The organism is Lentzea albida (assembly GCF_900111005.1).
Lineage (GTDB): Bacteria > Actinomycetota > Actinomycetes > Mycobacteriales > Pseudonocardiaceae > Lentzea > Lentzea albida.
This window is the reverse complement of record NZ_FOFV01000007.1, coordinates 39,845-60,541: the sequence shown is the minus strand read 5'-3', so window position 1 is coordinate 60,541 and position 20,697 is coordinate 39,845. Positions and strand designations below refer to the sequence as shown.

2 protein-coding genes are annotated in these 20,697 nt (G+C 69.3%); one reads left to right on the top strand and one right to left on the bottom strand.

Annotation, left to right across the window (positions count from 1 at the left end; genetic code table 11):
- Positions 1–204 precede the first annotated feature (204 nt).
- Complete coding sequence (locus tag BMY74_RS19125) at positions 205–17,301, bottom strand: glycosyltransferase (protein WP_143091620.1); 17,097 nt, start codon at positions 17,299–17,301, stop codon at positions 205–207.
- Between the two features lie 1,648 nt (positions 17,302–18,949).
- Between BMY74_RS19125 and BMY74_RS19115 the strand changes: the two genes are divergently transcribed.
- Positions 18,950–20,569 (top strand): aminotransferase class V-fold PLP-dependent enzyme, encoded by a 1,620-nt coding sequence (locus BMY74_RS19115; protein WP_245786231.1) that lies wholly within the window; start codon positions 18,950–18,952, stop codon positions 20,567–20,569.
- Positions 20,570–20,697 lie beyond the last annotated feature (128 nt).

Genomic DNA, 20,697 nt, shown 5'->3' with positions numbered 1-20,697 from the left:
AACTCCTCCGGCTCACGTCCACAGTGGACGAAGATCGCCGACTTCCGCGCGGAGCAGGTGCTTCGGCGGACTGCGCGATCGACTGAGCAGATCTGAGCGCCCAAGCCGCGACGGGCACGGCTTTGCCGCGGCTTGGGCGCGGTGCTTGTGGCTAGCCACCACGACGCAGGCTCTCGCCGACCTGGATCGCGGTGCGGGGGCCACTCACGCGTCCCGCCGGAGCGGCCGGTGAGGTCGGTAGGTCACGCGGCCGTCGACCACCACCATGTCGATCTCGATCGAAGCTCCGACGTGGCCGCCCATCGGCGCCAGCACCAGTGGTGCGGTACCCGCGCCTTGGTGGAGCACCAAGGTCGTGCCCAGCTGAGTCGCGATCAGGTGGCCGAGCAGGTCGCGCGCGTTACCCGCACCGGTGTTCTCCTTCGCGTCGGTGTGCATCCTCCAGTTCGCGTTCTCGACGAGCGCACCGGTCAGGTGTCCTGTGTGGACTCGCCTGGACCTGGTGAAGTCCGCGGTCGCCTTGCTCACCGCTGCGGTGGTGGCGGCGTGGTTCAGCACCTGTGCGCGCAGGGCTGCCGGGTGCCGGCGCACCACCTGTCCGGCCGCCGCGTACAGGCCGTCCGGGGTGACTGGCGGGGGAGCGGGCTGGGAGAGCACGTCGAACGCCAAGTGCCGCAGGTGTCGTCGTGTGTTGCTGACGTGTTCCTCGTACCGGCTGAGGCGCTTCGTCGGGGTGGCCTCCGCCACCTCGCGCTGTTCGGCTCCTTCGGAGCCGGTTCGTGCGGCCCGGCTGTCGGTCCCGACGCGTGGTGGCAGCGGATCGGCGAGCACGAGGGACGCCGGCTGGCCCGGGCTGAACCTGACCAGCGGCTCATCGGACACGTGCCTGCCGACGATGGTGTCGAAGATCTTGCGGTCGAAGTCGGTGACCGGATCCCAGTACAGGTGTGCACCGTGCTGGACCCCCACGTTCCGGTTGACCAACAGGAAGACCATGCTCTCGTAGTCCTCCTCGCCGAGCCGGTTGCCGTCGGTGTCGTACATGCCGTACATGTCGGCGTCACCGGTGACCCAGATGAAGTCGCCCCGCGAGTTCGACCCGTGGACGACACCGTCGATGACCTTGAACTTCCCCTCCTGTTCGTACCTGTCCATCGTGCCGATCAGTTCGGCGAACTCGGCGGTGCGTTCGTCGAACCGCTTGGCGGCCTTGTCCCGCAGCTCCGGGGCGACGCCGGAGAGATCGCGGTCGGGGTCGGGCTGGAAGAACCCGACGAGCCCGACGTTCTTCGGGTCGGCACCGAGCAGCACGTCGGTCTGGTTGATGGTCTTCGCCTTGATGTCCTTGGGTTTGGGCATCGCGCCGTCGTGGAGCCAGCGAACGGAGTCCGGGTTCGTGGGACGGACGTCCAGCACGATGTTGAAGCGGTCGACGAAGTTCTGGAACCGCTCCTGGTTGCGCTTCGGGATGCCGAACTCCTGCTCGAGCCGGTCCGGGGTGAGCGGTGCGGGGTCGTCCGGAACTCGCCATTGCACGGAGTCCCGCAGAGCCATCGGACGTGGCGCGGCGGCCGACTGGGCGTCGATCTCGTCGAAGAGGTCCTCGACGAACGGCCTGCCGAGGTCCAGTTCCGGCAGCCGCGGCCGGCCGTGGCGCTGTTCGGTGACGCTGTCGTGCCGGGCCGCGGTCGTGGCGTCCGTCGGCGACGTCCGAGGTGGGGCCGCGGTCGTCGGCGACGAGAGAAGGCTCGGGCTCGTCGGCGGGGGAGGGCTCGGCCTCGTCGACTGGTGCGCCGGTTCGGTGGGCGCGGTCGGTCGGGCGGTCGTACGACGCGAGGTCGCAGCGGTCTGACGCGGGAACACCGCCTGGGCGTTGCTGCGGGCGGCCCACGCGGCGAACTCGGACTGCGTGAGCATGTCGAAGTGCGTCTTCTTCGGGTCGCCGACGAGGTAGACCTCCACACCTTCGTGGCGGACCGCCTGCACGGACAGCGCGTGCCCGACGAAGCGCCCCTCGAGTGCTACGGGCAGCACGCCGACGTGGTGCAACTGCGACCAGAACCTGCTGTCCACGATGTCCGCGAGTGGCCTGGCCCAGCCTGACGGAGTGGGATTCGCGAGGACCTGTTCGGCGAGCAACCGGTAGTTCTCGGTCACGCCGGAGGCCCGCCGGACCGGCCGGTCGACTCCCATCGGCAGCGACATGGCCGCGCTGGCCGTCCAGGCTCCGTCGATCAACTTGCGGCTGAGCACCGGGATGGAGTCGACGCCCTCGTTCGGATCGGAGACGGCGGCGAGCTTCTGCATCACCCGTCCCCACTCGTCGCTCAGGGCGGCTTGGTTCTCCACGCCGGCGTTCGACTGCTCCTCCAGCCGGTCGAACGTCTCGCGTGCCTCCGCGATCCGGTCCCGCACCAGCTGCTCGACGGTTCGCCCGCCGAGCTTGTCCTTCTTGGCCAGCGGCTCGGGGTCGTTCTCCAGGGCGCGCAGCAGTGCCCGCTCCACGCTGTCCGCGACCGCGCGGCCCGCGAGCACCTGCGCCATGACCGTGGGCAACACGGCCCGCAGCCCTGTGTTGACGGCGGCCGGCTCGCACGCGTTGAGGAACTTCTGCTCGTCCAGGCCCCTGCCGGCGAACAGCGCGTCGGCGAGGTGGGGTGAGTCGAGCAGCGCCGTGAAGGGCGGGTGCGCCAGCATTTCGGCCCGCGCGTGCGGCGTGAGGTTGAGCGTCCCCAGCACGGCCAACCGCCGGGGCAGCGGGTCTGCTCCGCGGTGTGGCAGGTCGGCCAGCGGTGCCCGGCCTGCCTCGACGTCGGCGGCGATCCCGGCGAGCACCTTCTCGAGCGTCGCCGGCGGCATGGGCCGCGCGGACTGCCATTCGTGGACGTGGCCGAGGTTCAGCTTCGTGATGTCGCCGACGCGACGATGCCGCACGGGTACGGCGCTCGTGGTCACGAGCAGATCGGTGACCAGGTCGCGCACGCGCCCGGTCTGCTCCGGGTTCAACGAGCCCGAGGCCGTCAGGATCCGGTTCACCGGGCCCTGCACACCGGGGGACGACAGCACGTCCGCGACGTGGTTCTCCACCGACCCCAGCGCGGTGAGGCCGTCGAACGTCGATGCCGCGTGCTGCGGATCGAGTCCCATCGCCGCGATCTGCTCGGTGAGCTCGTGCCGCGTGGTGTTGTCGCGCTGCCCTTGTGCCGGTGCGCCGCCGGCCGGGCCGGTGCCGGCGGGGAGACCCGCAGGGCTCGCGACCGCCGTCACCGCTTCGTTCGGGCCGGGCGAACCCTGCGACAGGTCCTGCGCCACCGGGGTCGTTCCAGCACGAGAGGTGGCGGGAACGGTCACGTCCGCGTCCCGCAACGACGCCTGCGACGAGCCCGTGTCGAGCTGGGCCTCGCTCTCGGCCGTCACCCACTCGAGCCCCGACCAGCTGTTCTTGACGTCCGGGTCGAACAGGGCGCTGTAGTCCCGCTTGTCGACGAGGGGCACCGGCTCCGGCAGGTAGTCCATCTCGATCTGCAGGCCGTGGTTGTCCGGGCTCATCGTGAACTGGCCGATGAGCCCGGTCGTCGGCGCGAGACCACCGTCCACCAGGACGTTCGGCCCGGAGATGTCCGGTGCCTGCTTCTTGAGCGCTTTGGTGAAGGCCGTCTGCGCCATGCCGTAGCTCTGCAGGCTTTCGAACTTCTTCGGGATGATGTCGGTGAGGGCGTGGACGAAGTCGTTGCCCGGCGGCGTGACGATGAAGTTGTTGTTCAGCTCGCCCTTGTCGTACTGGACCTCGGCGGCCGTGCTGAGCTCCGTGCCCGGCGCGATGTCGTCGACCCGCGCCAACGCGGTCTCGACGCTGTGCTGGTCCCGCAGCCGCGGCGCCAGCAGCGGCACGTCCGTCGGCTGCATCTTGAGGTCACCGACCTCGGTCAGCGACACCGCGCCGGGGCGGATGTCGACGTCGACGTACACACCACCGTGCTTGGCCAGCACCGCGTACCGCGCGATGTCGGACTGGAGGTTGAACGCCTTGGCGCTCGGGTCCTTGGCGGCGGAGTAGACATCGTCGATCGTGGTCCTCGTGTCCGTCCGGCTCTGCACGTCGGTCGAGAGCTCGTGGACCAGGGAGTCGACGTCCGGCTGGATGTCGACGCCCGCGTCCACGAGTTGCTGCTTGACCTCGGGGGACCACCCGGCCGACGAGGCGTCGGTCCAGAGCGTGGCCTTCCAGCTCTGCTCGGGGCCGGTCGACTTCTCGTTGTTCTCGCGGACCTTCGCGGCCCACTCCAGCAGGCTCTGCACGGCGGCCGCGTTCGGTGTGGTGCCGAACCAGGCGAAGTGCAGCTCCTTCGGAATCTCGACGGAACCCTCGTCCCCCCGCGCGGTGACGGCGGCGTCGTAGTGCTGCCGCACGTCGGCCTGCTTGTCCGATCCGCGCAGGCGGTTGATCAGAATGCGGGCCTTGCCGGGCTTGCCCTCGGCGACCGCCTGGGCCACGTGGGTCTTCAGGACTTCGACATCCACAGTGGACGGATCGGCCTGGGCGTGCAGCAAGCCGACCCACGGGTCGGACGAGGCGAGAGTCACGGCCGCCGCGGGAGCGGTGGGCACCGGCGACGCCAGCGACTGCCTCCTGAACAGCCCCGGAATGTCGACGGTGAACAGCGTCTTGAGGGACTCGCGCCTGTTCTTGAGGGACTCGCGCCTGCTGCCCCTGATGGACTCGCGCCGCTGCCCTTCGGGCATGGGTCGTGCCTGGTACTGCTCGGCGGCCTGGTGCGTGCGAGGCAGTGGCCAGGAGGCCGAGCGAAGCCGGGTGGCGGGTGTCGCCTCCGCCGTGCCCGGTGCCGGGACGCTACCGGTGCCGGGAGCAGCGTTCGCGGTGGATGCCAGTGGCTTGGGCGTCCAGCCCGCGGGCGGCGGCACAGTCGCGGGACCAGGCGGTGCGATGGTGGTGTCGGGGACCATGACCTGGCTGGTGGCGGTGCGTTCGATGAGCCAGAGGTGGCGGGGCCGGATACCGGGGTCGGGCAGGTGGATGTCGGCGCCCATGAGGCTGCCGTCGTTGTGGTGCACGCCGGAGTTGGTGTCGTGTTGTTGCAGTACTCGGCTGGTGTCTTTGTATTCGTCGGGGATGCCGAGGTAGTGCAGGGTTTCGTGGGCGAGGACCTCGGGGCTGGTGGTGGGGTTCCAGTGGTCTTGGTCGATGTCGGGGTTGTCGGGGTCGACGTGGATGGTGGTGTGGGCGTCGGCCTTGGTGTCGGTGAATTCGAGGTTGAGGTGGAACTGGTCGCCGCTGGGGAGCCGGAAGCCCTGGTTGAGCAGGGTGTTGACGCCGTTGGTGGCGTTGTTCCTGAGCTGGGCGAGCTGCTCGGGAGTGGTCTTGCCGGTCGGCTCGAGATACGCCTTGACGGTGTATTCCTGCACGAACTTGCCGGGGCTGGTCTCGATCCGGCGCAGGTCGTAGCCGATCAAGCCCTTGTAAGCCTCGATCTTGGTACGCGTGCTGTTCGTGCGCACGTCGCGGACGTCGAGGTCGACCGTGCGGACGTCGGTGTCGTTGCGGCGGTGCGCCCACGTGCTGCGGTCGGCCGGGTCGACCGGGTTCGACCACTCCGCGGTCTTGGCCGGGTCGTGCCTCCACGACTCGTCGGACAGCACGTTCTTGCCCCGGTGGGACTCCGGGGTGGGTGGCGTCATCGCCGGCGGCGCGCCACCGCCGCGAACCTTCTTCGGTTCCTTGGTGGTCTCCGTTGCGGGAGTGGATGAGGCCGTGTCTGCGCCGCTGCGGCCGGTCTTCGCTGCGGAGGGTTCGGTGGGAAGTGGGGGTAGCGGCTTCTCGTCGGGTTTTGCCGTGGTGTTCGTGGTGGCGTCGCTGCGGCCGGTCTTCGCTGCGGAGGGTTCGGTGGGCAGTGGGGGCAGCGGCTTCTCGTCGACGTTCGTCGTGGTGTTGGTGGCGGCGTCCCTGGGTGCTGCGGGCGACGCCGGCGGCGTGGGCTTCGGCGGCACGGGCGGTGGGGTCGAGTTGTAGAGGTCGACCTGGCGGTCCGCCTCCGCCTTCGCGTCCCACCACTTCTGCTGTGCGGCGTCCGCGGCCGTGCGGGCGTCGTTGAGCTTGGTCTCCGCGTCCTTGATCGTGCTTTCCGCCGCGGCCCGCTCGTCCGAGAGCTCCTTGTGGGCCTCCTCGGCGCGAGCGCGTGCCGCTGCGGCGTCGGAGACGGCCTTCTCCTGCGCCTGGAGCTCCGCGCGGGCGTCGGCGGCGGCCTTGCGTTGCGCGTCGAGCTGCGTGTGGGCGTCGGTGAGCTGTTGCTGGGCGTCGGTCAACGCGGTGTGCGCCGCGTCGGCCTCCTGCGCGAGCCGGTCCAGCTCGGCCTTCGGCGCTCCGGCGATCTGGGCGTCGTCCAGGGCGTCCTTGGTCACGAGCGCGTCCTGGCTGAGCGACGAGATGTGCGGCGTCAGCTCCTGGATGGCGGCTCGGGTCTGCGCGACGTCCGCCACAGCGGTGTCGAACGCCGTCTGCCGCGTCCGGAGTTGGGCCTCGGCGTTGATGTGGTTCTCGATCGCCGTGTTCAACGCGGTCGCGGCGTCACCCAGCGGCTGGTCGGTCCTCGCCAGTACCGCGGCAGCGGAGTTGATGACCTCCCGGGACTGGTGCCGGGCCTCGTCGACCTCCTTCTCCGCCTCACGCCAGTCGTCGGCTGCTTTCTTGACCTCGGTCTGGGCGTCCTTCAGCGAGTCGCTGAAGTTCTGGCTCAGCATCGACTCGACCTCGGTGGCGGACATGCGCACCCCGGCCGAGCCGGGCACGGTCAGGTCGACCACACCGGTCTTGCCGCCGATCGTCGCGACCACGCGGTACTCGACGTCGAACTTCACCAGGCCGGTGCGCGCCGGATCCTTGGGCTTGACGTTGCCGCCCTCGGCCTGCGCGGGGCCGCCGGAGACCGCGGACGAGTCTTCGTTCGCGTGCCTGACCTCGACGCCGCCGGTGCCGACGTTGACGGTGTCCTTGGGATCGCCCTGCTTGACCGCGGCGCTGCCCTGGGCGAGGCCCACGGCCGCGTCGGCGGTGTCGGCGACCTTGCCCTCGCTGGAGACGTCGGTCGTCTTCGTGGTCAGCGGAGTCTCGATCTTGACGCCGTCGCTGAGCGAGTCCAGCTGCGGATTCACGAGCTTCGCGTAGACCCTGACGTCGGCGTCCTGGCCGAACGTCAGCGCCGCCTCCTTGAGACCCGGAACCTCGAGCGGTCCGGACAGCATCGAGGGCAGGTGGGGCTGCAGGTTCTCCGAGCTGAGCGTCGAGAACAGGCTGTTGAGCGAGCCGGTGCCCTTGCCGGTGAGCCCCTTGCCCGCACCGGCTTCCTTCATCGCCTTCAGGGCGGCGTCGCGCAGGTCGCCCGCACCGCGCAGGTTCTCCACCGACGCGGTCGCCGGCAGCTCGGTGGCCCGGCTGTCCTGCTGGAAGGCGTAGGTCGCCTCCGGCGTGCCGAACTCGCTGCCGCGCCTGCTCGCCGCCGACATGTAGGGCTGCGGGGTGCCACGACTGGTCGTCGGCTCCGAGACCTTCTGGTTGTCCGCGTGCGTGCGGACGACCATGTCCTGCTCGGCGCTGTGGACCTTCGCGATCTCCTGGGAGCCCTTCTCCACGACGAGCTCGAACTCGACCGGCACGTCGTACCGCGCCGCCGGACCGCTCGCCGTGCGGTTGTGGCCGGAAACCGTGCTGGTCGAGGCCGTCACCGAGCTGCTGTGGTTGGACCCGATGTTCGCGATCGCGCTGAGACCCGCGGTGCCGGAGACGTTCGGATTCGCACTGCCCGGTGCGGCCAGGCCCGGTACCCGGAGGCCGAGGCCCCAGCCGGTGCCGCGGCCCTTGCCGTCGCTGTCCTTGCGGGAGCCACCGTCGCTGTGCGACATGTCGACGCCGTCGTTGACGACCTCGTTGAACTTCGGCTCGCCCGCCTTCGCCCGCAGCGTGACCTGGTAGGAGTCCTTGCCGAAGGTGCCGGGCTGGTGGACGAGCAGCGGCACGCCACCGTCCAGAGCGCTGTCGATCATGGCCTTGACGCTCGTCGGCGAGTTGAGGTCGACGATGCGCTGGAGGTTGCTCATCGAGTCCTTGAGCACGGAGTCCGGGATCAGCGGGTTGCTGCCGAACTTCTTGGTGCTCGTGGACAGCTTCGTGGTGAGCTCGTTGACCGCCGCGGAGAGGTCGGGGACCGTCTCCACGTTCGACAGTCCGAGCGCGCCGGGCTCACCCGGTGCCACCGTCGACGGCGGCGCCATCTTCGGGAAGTCGGGCTTGGGGACGGCCGGTGCCACCCTCGGCAGCACCCCCAGGTCCCGCGCCACGTCCTCGGACACCCGGAGGAAGACGGACTTCGGCAGGTCCACCTTCACGCCCTCGGCGTGCGGCGTGCTGCCGTGCGCGAAGTTCTCGGCGCGGCTCTCGCCGACGATCGTGAACTCGGCGTCGACCTGGACGAGCACGGTCCGGGCGTCGTCCGGTGTGGTCCGGCCGCGGTCGACGTTGCCGCCGATGTCGTGCGACGTCGTCTTGTTGTCCGACCACGGCGTCACCTTGCCGGTGACCGCGACACCGCCGGACCCGCTGGGGTTCGACGGCTGGCCGGCGGGTGGCGGCGTGACGTTGGGACGCACCGGGACGTTGATGCCGCCGATGAGGTCGACCGACCGGCTCGTCGTGGACGACTCGCCGGCCTTGTAGCCACCGCTGACCGAGTTGTCGGTGCCGGTGGTGTCCGAGATGGCGACCAGCTTCGCCTCGCCGAGCTTGACCGACACGCCGATCGCGCCGGAGCGGTCGGCGACGCGGCGGTCGTACTTGAGGCCCTGCTCCTGCACGCCGGTCTCGATGAGCCGCTGCAGGTTCGCCTTGATGTTCTCCGGAGCGAACAGCTTGTCGATCTGCGCCCGCGACTCCGTGCCCGGCGTGGTGAGCGCCGAGTCGCCCTCGGCAGCTCGGTTGAGCGCGTCGATCGCCTGGTCGCGCAGCTCCGTCGTGTTGACGACGGCCTCGACGTGGAGGAACTCCGGCGACTTCGGGCGGGCCTGCCCCGGGGTCAGCAGGTCCTTGACGGTCGGGGAGTTCTCGATCGGCGTGGCCTTCGGCTCACCCGGCTTGAACCCGTCGCCGGGGTCGTCCTCGAGCGTCGAGGACTCCGACACCCAAAGGTTGACCTTTCCACTGATCTTGTCCAGGCCCTCGCCGGTCCTGGCCACGGTCTTCACGTCCGGGGCGTGCAGTCCGGGGGCGCCGGGGATGATGGTGCGGACCCACTTCCTGGGCCTCGTGAACGTGGTGATCTCGACCTCGAACTCCACGTCGTTCCGGAACACCTGCGCGTCAGGGCTGCCGGGGTTCGACGAGGTGGCGCTCACGGCCGGACCCGCCGAGGTCTTGCCGGTCCACGAGTGGCTGTAGGACGCACCGGCCTGCGGCATCGGCGTCAGCGCGGCGACGTCGGTCTTCACCGGGATGTTGGCCCTGCCGGTGATGCCACCGGTCCAGCCCTTGGTGGTGCTGGTGTTCGCGTCGAGCTTCGGGCCGCTCGTGGTGGAGTCGCTGACCGTGCGCCCCTCGGCCTTGCCGAGGTGGTCCGGGTTGGACAGCTTCGCCTTGACCGTGACGTTGACGTAGGTGTTCGTCGTCTTGCCGGAGTTCTTCAGCTGCACCTGCACACCCGGACCGAGCAGGCTGTCCATGTTCGCCTTCAGCGCGGCGGGGGACAGGTTCGCGTCCAGCTCGCGCTGGTTCGCGAGCTGCTTGGCCACGTCACCGAACCCCTGGCCCTTGCCGGAGCGGGGGTTCGCGTCCGGGTTGTTCCACTTCGGCAGGAACTTCTCGAACCCGGGCAGCTCGCGCAGCTTCGCCTCGACCTGGTTCTGCACCTTCGTCGCGGGTACGAACTCGCCCACCTTCGCGTTGCCCGCGGCGAGGGTGTCGGCGACGTAGGGCGGCAGGAACCTGGTGCCCGCGGTCGCCGGATCGGTCGTGGTGGTGAGGGCGCTGCCCACCGTCGGCAGACCCACCGATCCGGCCTCGCCCAGGCCCATGCGCAGGTAGGTCGTGATCTCCGTGGTCACGGGCTCGCCCGCGGGACCCTGGACCTCGATCTCGGCGGTGACCTCGTACAGACCGGTTTCGGTCTTGACACCGATGCCGGACTTGCGGCTGGAGCTGGCCCCGGCGTTGACACCCTCCGCGGTGCGCGCGGAGTACCCGCCCGTCGCGCCGGCGGTGGCGCCGGCCTGGCCGGGCACGCCGACGTTGCCGCCGAAGCCGGCGGTGACGTCGAACCCGGTCTTGGTGGACGCGGACACACTGCTGCCCCAGGCGAAGATGTCCTTGAGGTCGAGCCCCGCGTCGGCGTGCGTGCCGACGAGCTTCGCGTCCTTCAGCGTCGCCTTCATCTGCACGGCGGCGCCCTTGCCGGCGTGCGGGCTGATCAGGTCCGGCGAGGTGACGAATCCGCCGAGCATCGAGGGCAGGTTGTTGCGGATCGAGGTCGGGCTGAGGAAGTTCTGCAGCACCTCGCGGCCAGGCGAACCGATCTTGGTGATCGACGGGTGCAGGTTGGCCGCGACGTCGGTGAAGAGCTTCCCGGAGTCCTTGACCACCACGGCTTCCGGCACGACGTTCTCGGCTTTGACGCCCCACGCCGCGTCGGCCGGCGTGACCGTCCGGGAGGACTTGCCGGAGTCGACGATCGTGCTGAGGTCGTTCGGGACCTGCAGCGTCACATCGGGACCGGTGCCGAGCGTCGAGAACAGCACGGGGTTGCCGGACGCGTCGTGCAGCGTGATCTCGTACGAGACCGGCACCGTGACCTTCTTGGACCCGGAGTCCGACCCCTTGATCGCGCGCTGCTCGGTGATGGAGGTGCTGGTGTTCTGCGACACCGCAGGCGTCGCGAGCGCGACCTTGCCGCCCAGCGAGCCGTACGGGCCCATCGCCACGCCGGCCATCGCCGTACCGCCGACGTCGTTGGACGTCGAGATGCTGTTCGTCGTCGTGGACGCTGCGGCGGCCTGGTAGTTCTTGTCGACCTTGGTGCCGGCGGCGTCGGTGACGCTGGTGTCGGTGTCCGCGTGCATCTCGGCGCGAATGCTCGCCTCGAACCAGGCGTTGCCGATCTTCACCTGGAAGTTGCGGCCGTCGCCGAGGAAGGTCTCGAAGTCGTTCTCGATCGCGTTCTTGATGCGGGTGGCGTCGTCGGGCTTCAACCCGTTGATCTCGGCCACCACCGCGTCCGCGCCGCGCACATCGGTCGGCACGATCGAGCCTAGCGCCTTGTTGTCCTGGAAGAAGCTCGGCAGGTTCGTGTCCGGGATCTGGCCGACCGGTTGCGGCGCCGTGGTCGTCATCGGGATGACGGGGCCGGGCCTCGGCCTGGGCGGTGCGGGACGGGTTTCCGGTTGCGGCGCGGGGCGGGTGTCGGTGTCGGCGTCTCGGCGTGCTTGTCGGAGTTGTTCGGTGAAGTCGACGAGGGCTTCGAGGTGGGTGGTGTTGTGACCGCCTGCTCGTGCTTCGCGGATCTGCTGGTCGATGTGGAATCGCACGGCTGCGAGGTCGGCGTTGCTGAACCGGCGCCAGCCGGGTGCGTTGATGTCGGCTGGGAGTTGTAGTGCGTGGGTGGTGATGGCGGCGTTGCGGTCGATCCGGAGTTGGTTGACGCGGTGCTGGTAGTAGTTGGCCTGGCGGTCTGCGGCTGCGCGTCGGGTTGCCTGGTCTTCGCGCATGGCTTGGGTTTTGAGGCGGTCGGGGATGATGTCGGAGGCGTTCCAGCGGTCGCGGGCCGACTTCACCTCAGCGAGGCGCTGTTCGGCGATCTGCAGCCGCTGGTCGTGGACGGCGGGTGGTCCTGACTGGCGGGAGATCTCGATCATGTGGTCGATCGCGGCCGAGCGTGCGGCGTCGCGGCCGTAGGTCTGCTGCATGTCGCGCAGGGCGGCGGTGTCGAGGCCGTAGAGGGATGCTTCGAACGAGCGTTGCGAGGTGCCTACGTTGACGGGGTCGAGGCCGCCGGGCACGACGAGGTCCATGTCGGGGCCGGCGGGCCTGGTCGCCGGGTCCTGCATGAACGGCCGCGGGCCGCGCACGGGCGCGGTCTCCTGCCGCCAGGTCTCGTCGCGAAGAGTGTTCTCGCGGTCTTGGGTGTCGGTGTCCGAGTCGGTGGAGGTGCTGCCGCCGGAGTGGATCGATGCCGTGTCGTCGATCTCGGCGGTCGGGGTTTCGGGCCGGGAAGGTACCGGTGTTTCGTGCCGGGACGGGGTCGGCGTCTCCATCATCCGGATTTCCCGGATCTGGTCGTAGAGGCGGTCGAGTTCGGGTGTGGGCAGACCGCCGATGCGTGCGTCGCGGATGAGATCGTCGACGCGGTTCTCGATGATCTCGGCGTCGACCGGCGTCACGGTCTGCCACTCGGGCGCGTTCGTGTCGGCGGGCAGGGTGAGCGCGTAGGTGGTCAGCGCGTCGGTGCGGTCGTACTGCAGCCGCATGAGTTCCTGGTCGAGCTCGCGGGCGTGCTCGATCAGCCGCTGCTGCTCCGCCCAGCGCTGTGCCTGGTCCGTGCGCATCAGTTCGGTCTTGAACACGTCCGGCAGGGCGTCGGTGGTCCGCCTGAGGTCTCGGACCTCCTCGCGGGTCTGGCGGATCTCGCTCTGCAGGTCGCGCAGGTGCTGCGGCAGGCCGCCTTGCTTGTGGGCGATCTCCTGGTAGCGGGCCATCTGCTCGATCTCGAACGAGCGGTCCGGATGGGTGCTGTGCTGCTGGGCGAGTTCGGCGAGTTCGGCCTGCGACTTGCCGTACAGCGATGCCCGGAACGCCGCGTGCTCGTGCCGCGGGGTCCGCACGAGGTTGTCCGGCTGCGCGCCGTCGTCCGACTGCGTGCCGGCATCGGAGCGCGCGTCGGCATCGGAGCGGGCGTCGACCTCCGACTGCGTGTCGGAACTGGCATCGCTGTAGGCGCTTGCGGCGTCCTGCTGCGTGCGGTGCTCTTCGAGAGCGCGGGCCAGCTGGCGTGCGTTGAACTCCCGGGTCCTGGTTTCGAGGTCGCGCAGGCGCTCGGCACGTGCGTCGAGCTCGGCGTTGAACTGCTCCAGCCGCCGCATGGTCGACTGCAGCTTCGCGTACTTCTCCGCGGCCTTGTCGAAGCGGTTGCCGTAGTCGGGATCGGTCGTGAACGCCAGGTTGCGCTCCGCCTGCCGCACCATCGCTTCCGCTTGGGCGATCTTCTGGTCGAAGTCGACGGACGTGTCGACCTCCTGGCCGAGCATCTTGTTCAGGAAGCCCTGGAAACCGGTGTTCGACGACTTGCCGTCGCGGAAGTTCTGCAGCGCTTCCCTCGTGTCGTCCAACTGGGTGCTCAGCCCATCCAGACCCCGGGTCGAGGCGTGGTTGGTCACGACGCGGACGTCTGCCTCGTTCTGCACGCGCTGTTGCAGCTTCTTCAGGTCCGTGGCGTCGAAGCCGGCGTTCTCGGCTGCCGTGATCTGCGCGGTCAACTGGGCGTCGAGGCGGGGCAGGACGTCCGCGGGGATGTGTTCGAGGTTGTCGGCGTTCGGACCGGCGACGAACTTGTCGATGAGGTGGGTGGTGCCGAGCGCGGGCCCTTGCGCGGCCAGGGTCTCGATCTGGCTGTTGGTGCTGTCGAGGAGGTCGGTGAGGGTCTTGACCTGGGCATCGACCTGAGCGCGCTGTGCGTCTTGCTGTGAGTTCTTCCACAGGCTGGACCTGCGGCGGGGTGCCTGGGACTTCACCTCGGCGATGCGGTTCTCGAGGGTGGAGGCTCGTTCGCGCAGGGCGTTGACGAAGGCCTGCGGGCCGCCGGGGTGCGCGGCGGCGCGTTTGACGAGCTGGACCTTCTGCGCGGCGTTGTAGAGGCCCTGGTCCTGGCGGCCTTTGTAGAGGTCGGCGATGGTCTGGTTGACCTCCGCGGAGGACTTGCCCGCGAGCCAGGCCTCCATGCCGGCGCGGACCTCTTGGGCCGACGGGGCGCCGAGTGCGCCGAAGGTGCCGTTCTGCGAACTGATCCGCACCTGCGTCGCGCCGTCCGGACCGTGCACCGTCTGCACGCCGTTGTTGTCGACGACGAGCTGCACGTCCAACGCCTGCGCGATCGAGTCGGGCAGGCGCGAGCCGACGTGGGAGTCGGCCCACGACGGCGTCTGCAGCGCCTTCTCCATCAGAGCGGCGGGCGAGGGCAACGCGCCGTTCGCAGCCACCTGCCGGGTGAGGTGGTTGATCACCTCGACGTCGCCGGGGTTCGTGCCGTCGGCCTTCGGACCGGCGTTCACGACGTCCCAGCGCCTCGACGACCCGTTCGCCAGGTCGCCGGCGAGGTTGGCCCGCCACTGCTGGGCCTTGGTGTCGGCGGTGAGGCCGGGGGTGGTCGGCTCGAGATCGGGGTGGAACTTCGCCAGGGTGTCGGGGCTGACCTGGTTCGCGACCCAGTTCGCCAGGGCGGGCGGGGTCAGGCCGGGGTGGTTGTGGTTCCGCGGGTTCTGCCGGACGTCGGCCAGCACCGTGTCCACAGTGGAGCGCACGTCACCGGAGCCGACCAGGGGGGACGCGTTCGGGACTGGCGCGTTCTGGAACGCCGCGCTGCGCAGCACCGACTCGACCAGGCCGACGCGGTCCAGGTTCGGTAGGTGTGTCTGGTTCGGACGGACGTCGATGTCGACATCGCTGTCCGAATCGGAGTCGGAGAACCGACCGGGCATGGTCGCCGGCCTGGTCTTGAGGTCGGCGTCGGGACTCGGGTTCGAGTCGACGTCGGCGATGCCGTCGGTGCTGGGCGTTGAGGCGTGGCCGTCGTTTTGTGGCGGTGTGGGCGTCCAGCCCGCGGGTGGTGGCACGGTGGCGGGGCCGGGTGGGTCGATGGTGGTGTCGGGGACCATGACCTGGCTGGTGGCGGTGCGTTCGATGAGCCAGAGGTGGCGGGGGCGGATGCCGGGGTCGGGCAGGTGGATGTCGGCGCCCATGAGGCTGCCGTCGTTGTGGTGGACGCCGGTGTTGGTGTCGTGTTGTTGCAGTACTCGGCTGGTGTCTTTGTATTCGTCGGGGATGCCGAGGTAGTGCAGGGTTTCGTGGGCGAGGACTTCGGGGCTGGTGGTGGGGTTCCAGTGGTCTTGGTCGATGTCGGGGTTGTCGGGGTCGACGTGGATGGTGGTGTGGGCGTCGGTCTTGGTGTCGGTGAATTCGAGGTTGAGGTGGAACTGGTCGCCGCTGGGGAGCCGGAAGCCTTGGTTGAGCAGGGTGTTGACGCCGTTGGTGGCGTTGTTCCTGAGCTGGGCGAGTTGCTCGGGGGTGGTCTTGCCGGTGGGTTCGAGATACGCCTTGACGGTGTATTCCTGCACGAACTTGCCGGGGCTGGTCTCGATCCGGCGCAGGTCGTAGCCGATCAGCCCCTTGTAGGCCTCGATCTTCTTCGGCGTGCTGTCGGTGCGGATGTCGCGGACGTCGAGGTCGACGGTGCGGACGTCGGTGTCGTTGCGGCGGTGCGCCCAGGTGCTGCGGTCGGCCGGGTTGTGCGGGGTGGACCACTTGGCGGTCCTGGCCGGGTCGTGGCGCCAGGACTCGTCGGACAGCACGTCCTTGCCCCGGTGGGACTCCGGGGTGGGTGGCGTCATCGCCGGCGGCGCACCGACCTTCGGCACGTCTTTGCGAGTGCCATCTGCGTTCGTGTTCGAGTTCGGCGCTTTGGTCTCCTGCGGCGTGGTAGGGGCCGGTCGCGTCTGGACGGGCGGTGACTGGCCGAGATTCTGGACAGACGTCTGTGCCGGGCGTGTCGGGTCCGGAGAAGAGAACGGTGGCGTCGACACCTGTGGCGGCGTGCCGGGGCGCGACTGCGGAGCCGCGGGCGGCGTCGAGGCCTTGGGCGCGTCGAACACGCCCTTCGCGCCGCCGGGGCGGAACTTGTTGCTACCGCGGTCGCCGGTCGCGCCGGGGGTCGTGCCCGGCGCCACGGGCGGGGCCGTGCCGAGACCCGCCGCGGGCGGGGGCGTCACGGCCGGACTGGCACCACCGCGCGGGCCCGCGCTCTGGGGCGGGGTCGCGACGGCGCTCTGCGAACCGGGCGTCAACGGGGTGTTGCCGCCGGGCACCGCGCCCGGAACGCCTCCGGGGACACCGCCGGGCTTGGGCGTGCCGGCACCAGCAGAGGTTCCGCCGGGCGTGGAGGGCGTACCGGGAGCGACGGGAACCGTGGGGCTCGTCGGCTTCGGAGCGGGCGGGGGAGTCGAGGCGGAGCTCGGCGGAACCTTCGTGGTGGTGCTCTCGGGCGCGCCAGGCTTGGACGCGTCGAACGTGCCCTTCGTGCCGCCTGGACCGGCCTTGCTGGCGCCGCGGTCACCGCCGGTCGCACCGGGAATCGCACCGGGTAGCGCTGGCGGAGAAGTGCCCGGCGACATGGCGGACGCGGCCGCGCCGCGCGGAGGCACGGCGCCCTGCGGACCGGGCGGGGTCGCGCTGGGCTTGGTACCGGCGACCTGACCGGGCGTGGCACCGGAGCCGGGCGCGGTCGAAACACCCCCGGCCCTGCCGCCGCCGGGCGTACCCCCGCTCTTCGAACCGGGGGTACCGGTAGTGCCACCGGGGACTGGCGGCGTACCGGCGGCGGGACCGCCCGGCGGCGTGCCGAGGGTTGGGGTGAGCGAGGCGCCGCTGCCCTTGGGGCCTTGCGCGGGGCCACCCTTGCCGCTGTCCGCAGGAGCGGAACCGAGGCTCGGTGTGAAACCGGTGCCGCCCCTGGGAGCCTGTGTCGGCGTGACCTTGCCACCGCCAGTCGGAGCCGGTCCGAGGGGCGGCGTGTAGGCCGAGCTGCCCCCTGGACCCGGGGCGGGCGTGACCTTGCCGCCGCCGCTCTGCGGGGTCGGTCCCGAGGTGGAGTTCCCGCCCCCCTTGATCGACTCAGGCTTGGTGACCTTGTCGCCCGACGTGTTCAGACCGGTGGTCGACGCGGCGGCGCCGGGTGGCGGCGTCGCGTTGGTGCTCGGGTCGATCGAGCGGAAGTTGGAGGCCAGGTTGGTGTCCGTCGTCGTCGACGTCTGGTGTGTGGCCTTCAGGCCGGACTGGATGCCGGTGAACGCATTGGCCCCCTTGTCCGCCTGCGTGATCGCGTTGTCGTTGGACGCGTTGAGCGCGGGCACCGCGAACAGGCCGATGGGTCCGAGCGCATTGCTGCTCAAGTTCAGACCGCGAAGACCGCTCGCGATGCTCGATAGCCGAGACTCGAGGTCACCCGCCTTCTTCTGCAACCCGTGCATCGCGGAGTCGCTCATGGAATAACCGCTGTCGCCAGCGGTACCACCGCGCGTGCCTGTGCTGACCGGTGGTGCCGAGGGGAGCGGGTTCGCCGCCGGGTTCGGCGACGGATTGGGATTGACGTTCCCCTTGGACATGAGCGGCGCTTCTCCAATACTGCGTCAGAACAGGGCACGATCGATCTCGGATCTCGGATCTCGGATCTCGGCTGGACTTATTCTGTCGGCCGGACGGAACGCCGGCACCAAACCGTTCCGGAGGCCGGAACGGCACCGACTGGATCACGGTGAAAACGCCGCGTTCGGCTGCGGTTGCCCGGAGGGCGTGCACGCTTATGGCAAGATCCCTCTATCCGGTATGATCCTGCGCGTAAGCTTTTCGGAGCCTCCTTTCGTCGCCAGTCCATCGACCCGCCGGTCATCGGAGGGTTCCGGGCGCCCAGCTGTGTACTTCCGAACGCCGCGGATGAGGCCGCCGGATCGAGGTTCACTCCGAACCGGTCACGACATATCGGTCGGCGGGCATGGTCGTCCGCACGCCTTGATCGGTTCTCGGCGAGGACCATGTCCGGCGTCGCGTTCGATCTCGACCTGAACGACCATCGTGAATGGCGCGAAAGTGAATTCGTGCGCGCTGTCGTGCGGTGACGCTTCGATTCGGGTGTCGATCGCCGTTCTGGTCGGAGAAGGCGCGATCACTCGACTTCGACCTCGCGCTGTCACTGCGGGAGGTCACACTGCCACCTGCTCGTGCAGCAGACCTGCCGCACATTTCCGCTGGTCGAGGACGAGGTCCGATGCCTTTGCGTGCATCTCGACCGTTGCCCCGGAGCCGACCCGGGACCGTCCGGTACACCCGGCGCCGCAGGCCCAGGGCTGGACCGTCGTTGGACCTGCTCCGACCAGCCGGTGCGGAAGTTCCGACACCAGCTCGTCGCCCCTACGTCGAATGTCGCCGATGGCCATGGCGAGGACAGCGACGTGGTGATCGCGGTTCGAATTGGTCGATCGCTCGTTCCGCACCGCGGGACGGCGGATGGTGGACACCGTGCGTTCTGCTTACGGTGAGCCCGAGTTCGGGCGGTCGCGCTGAGGCGTTCAGGACGAGGGGGAGGAGCACCAACGGGGTTGGAAGTCGATGCTGCCACCTGTTCCCGCTCGCAGGACGGAAAGCCGGGAACTCGTCGGCTCGCGAAAACCTGAGACTCAATTCCATGGCGGATCCGCTGCCGGTACTCGTGCGGCCGACGGTGGGAGCTGGTCCCGGGAGGTGCCAGCCTGAGCAGTTCCAGGGTTCGGTAGCGGGTCGGCCCGGCGGGGAAGTCCCGACGGACTGCGGCCGAGTTGAGCTGACCGTCTTCTTGAGTATTGCAAGCGTCAAGTTCGGGGACGTCAGCGGCGGAAGAAGTCACAAAACACTCAAGTGATTCTCTCGCGCGACGCAAATTGTGGGCAAGTCGCCTCGCAGGCGTCTTGACTGGTTCTCGGTGGAAACTCGGGTTGTGGATTCGTCGTTGGCCGTGACAAGCTCGTGCAGGTGTCTCTGATCAGAATTCTTTGCCATCGAATCGGATTCCGCAACGGAAAGACGGCGAGCAATCACCGTGGTGAGTCGGATGAGTCGCTGATCGGAATTGTCCGGCGTGGAATCATAGGCGACGACGAGGTGCTCGACACCCCCTATGGCGCAAGGAAGACAGTCTACGCCGACTACACCGCATCGGGCCGTGCGCTCGACTTCATCGAGGATTTCATTCGTGCCGAGGTGCTGCCCCGCTACGCCAACACGCACACCGAGAGCTCGAGCACCAGTCGGTACACCACGATGTTGCGGGAACAGGCGAGGCTGCTCATTCGCCAGTCCGTCGGAGGAACGGAGGACGACCTGGTGCTGTTCTGCGGTTCGGGCGCGACCGCGGCGGTCACCAAGCTCGTGGGAATGCTGGAGATCCGGCTCCCGGCCGGTTTGGACGAGAAGTACTCGCTCACGGACCGGATCCCTCGCGAGGAACGCCCGGTCGTCTTCGTCGGACCCTACGAGCACCACTCCAACGAGCTGCCCTGGCGCGAGACCGTCGCGGACGTCGTGGCCATCGGCGAGGACGAGTGGGGCCGCGTCGACATCGCTGAACTGCGCCGGCAGCTGATCCGCCACTCCCACCGCCCGTTGCGGATCGGCAGCTTCTCCGCCGCGTCGAACGTGACAGGTGTGCTGACTGACACCGACGGCATTGCCGCGCTGCTGCACGAACACGGCGCACTGTCCTTTTGGGACTACGCTGCGGCCGGACCGCACGTGCCTGTTCGCATGCGTGAGAGCACACCAGGACGGGGCGACCACAAGGACGCCGTTTTCCTGTCACCGCACAAGTTCGTCGGTGGCCCGCAAACGCCCGGTGTGCTGGTGGTGCGCCGCGACCTCGTCACCAACAGGGTTCCCACCGTGCCGGGCGGCGGAACGGTGGCGTTCGTCCACCCGGGAGGTCATCGCTACCTCGACGATCCGGTGTCGAGGGAGGAGGGCGGCACGCCTGCGGTCGTCGAGTCGGTCCGCGCCGGTCTGGTGTTCGCGCTCAAGGATGCCGTGGGTGCCGGGGTGATCCATGCCCGCGAACAACTGCTGTGGCGGCACGCCGTCGCCGAGTGGGAGCAGGAACCCGGCATCGAGATCCTCGGCAGCCGTACCGCGGACCGGTTGTCGATCGTGTCGTTCCGCATCCGGTCCGGGCAGCGGTTCCTGCACCACAACTTCGTGGTCGCCGTGCTCAACGACCTGTTCGGCATCCAGTCCCGCGGCGGGTGCTCCTGCGCCGGTCCCTACGGGCACCGGCTGCTCCTCGTCGACGACCGGCAATCCCAGGGCTACGACCGCAACTCCGCGGCCGGGTACCACGGGGTGAAGCCCGGCTGGGTGCGCCTCAACTTCAACTACTTCATCACCGACGCGGTCCGCGACTACCTCGTCGAGGCCGTACGACTGGTCGCCCGGCACGGCCACCGCCTGCTGACCGACTACGTCTTCGACCCGAGAACCGGGTTGTGGCGGCACCGCGGCTCCGCCCTCGTTCCCCGCGAGCTGCCCGATCTGCGCTCCGCGGTGACCGCGCGCGCTACCGCGTCGCCTGTTCACGCCGACGACACGATCCTCACGAAGTACCTGGAGGAGGCGCGGAACCTGCTCGCTGCTCGCGCCGACGTGGTCGATGACGAGGCCACCGGCCTGCCGGACGACTTCGAGGAGCTGCGCTGGTTCGTCCTGCCGCAACTCTGCCTCGTCGCCGAGTGAGCGGTGCGAGGTCGGAGGCCTTCGTCCGTTGAGGCTGCGGCGGGCCGCTCGGGGTGTCGCACGGGGTGTCGCACGGGAGGGAGGAAGAACCAGGGGGCAACTCCACCCGCAACCGCGGCAGCGGAGAT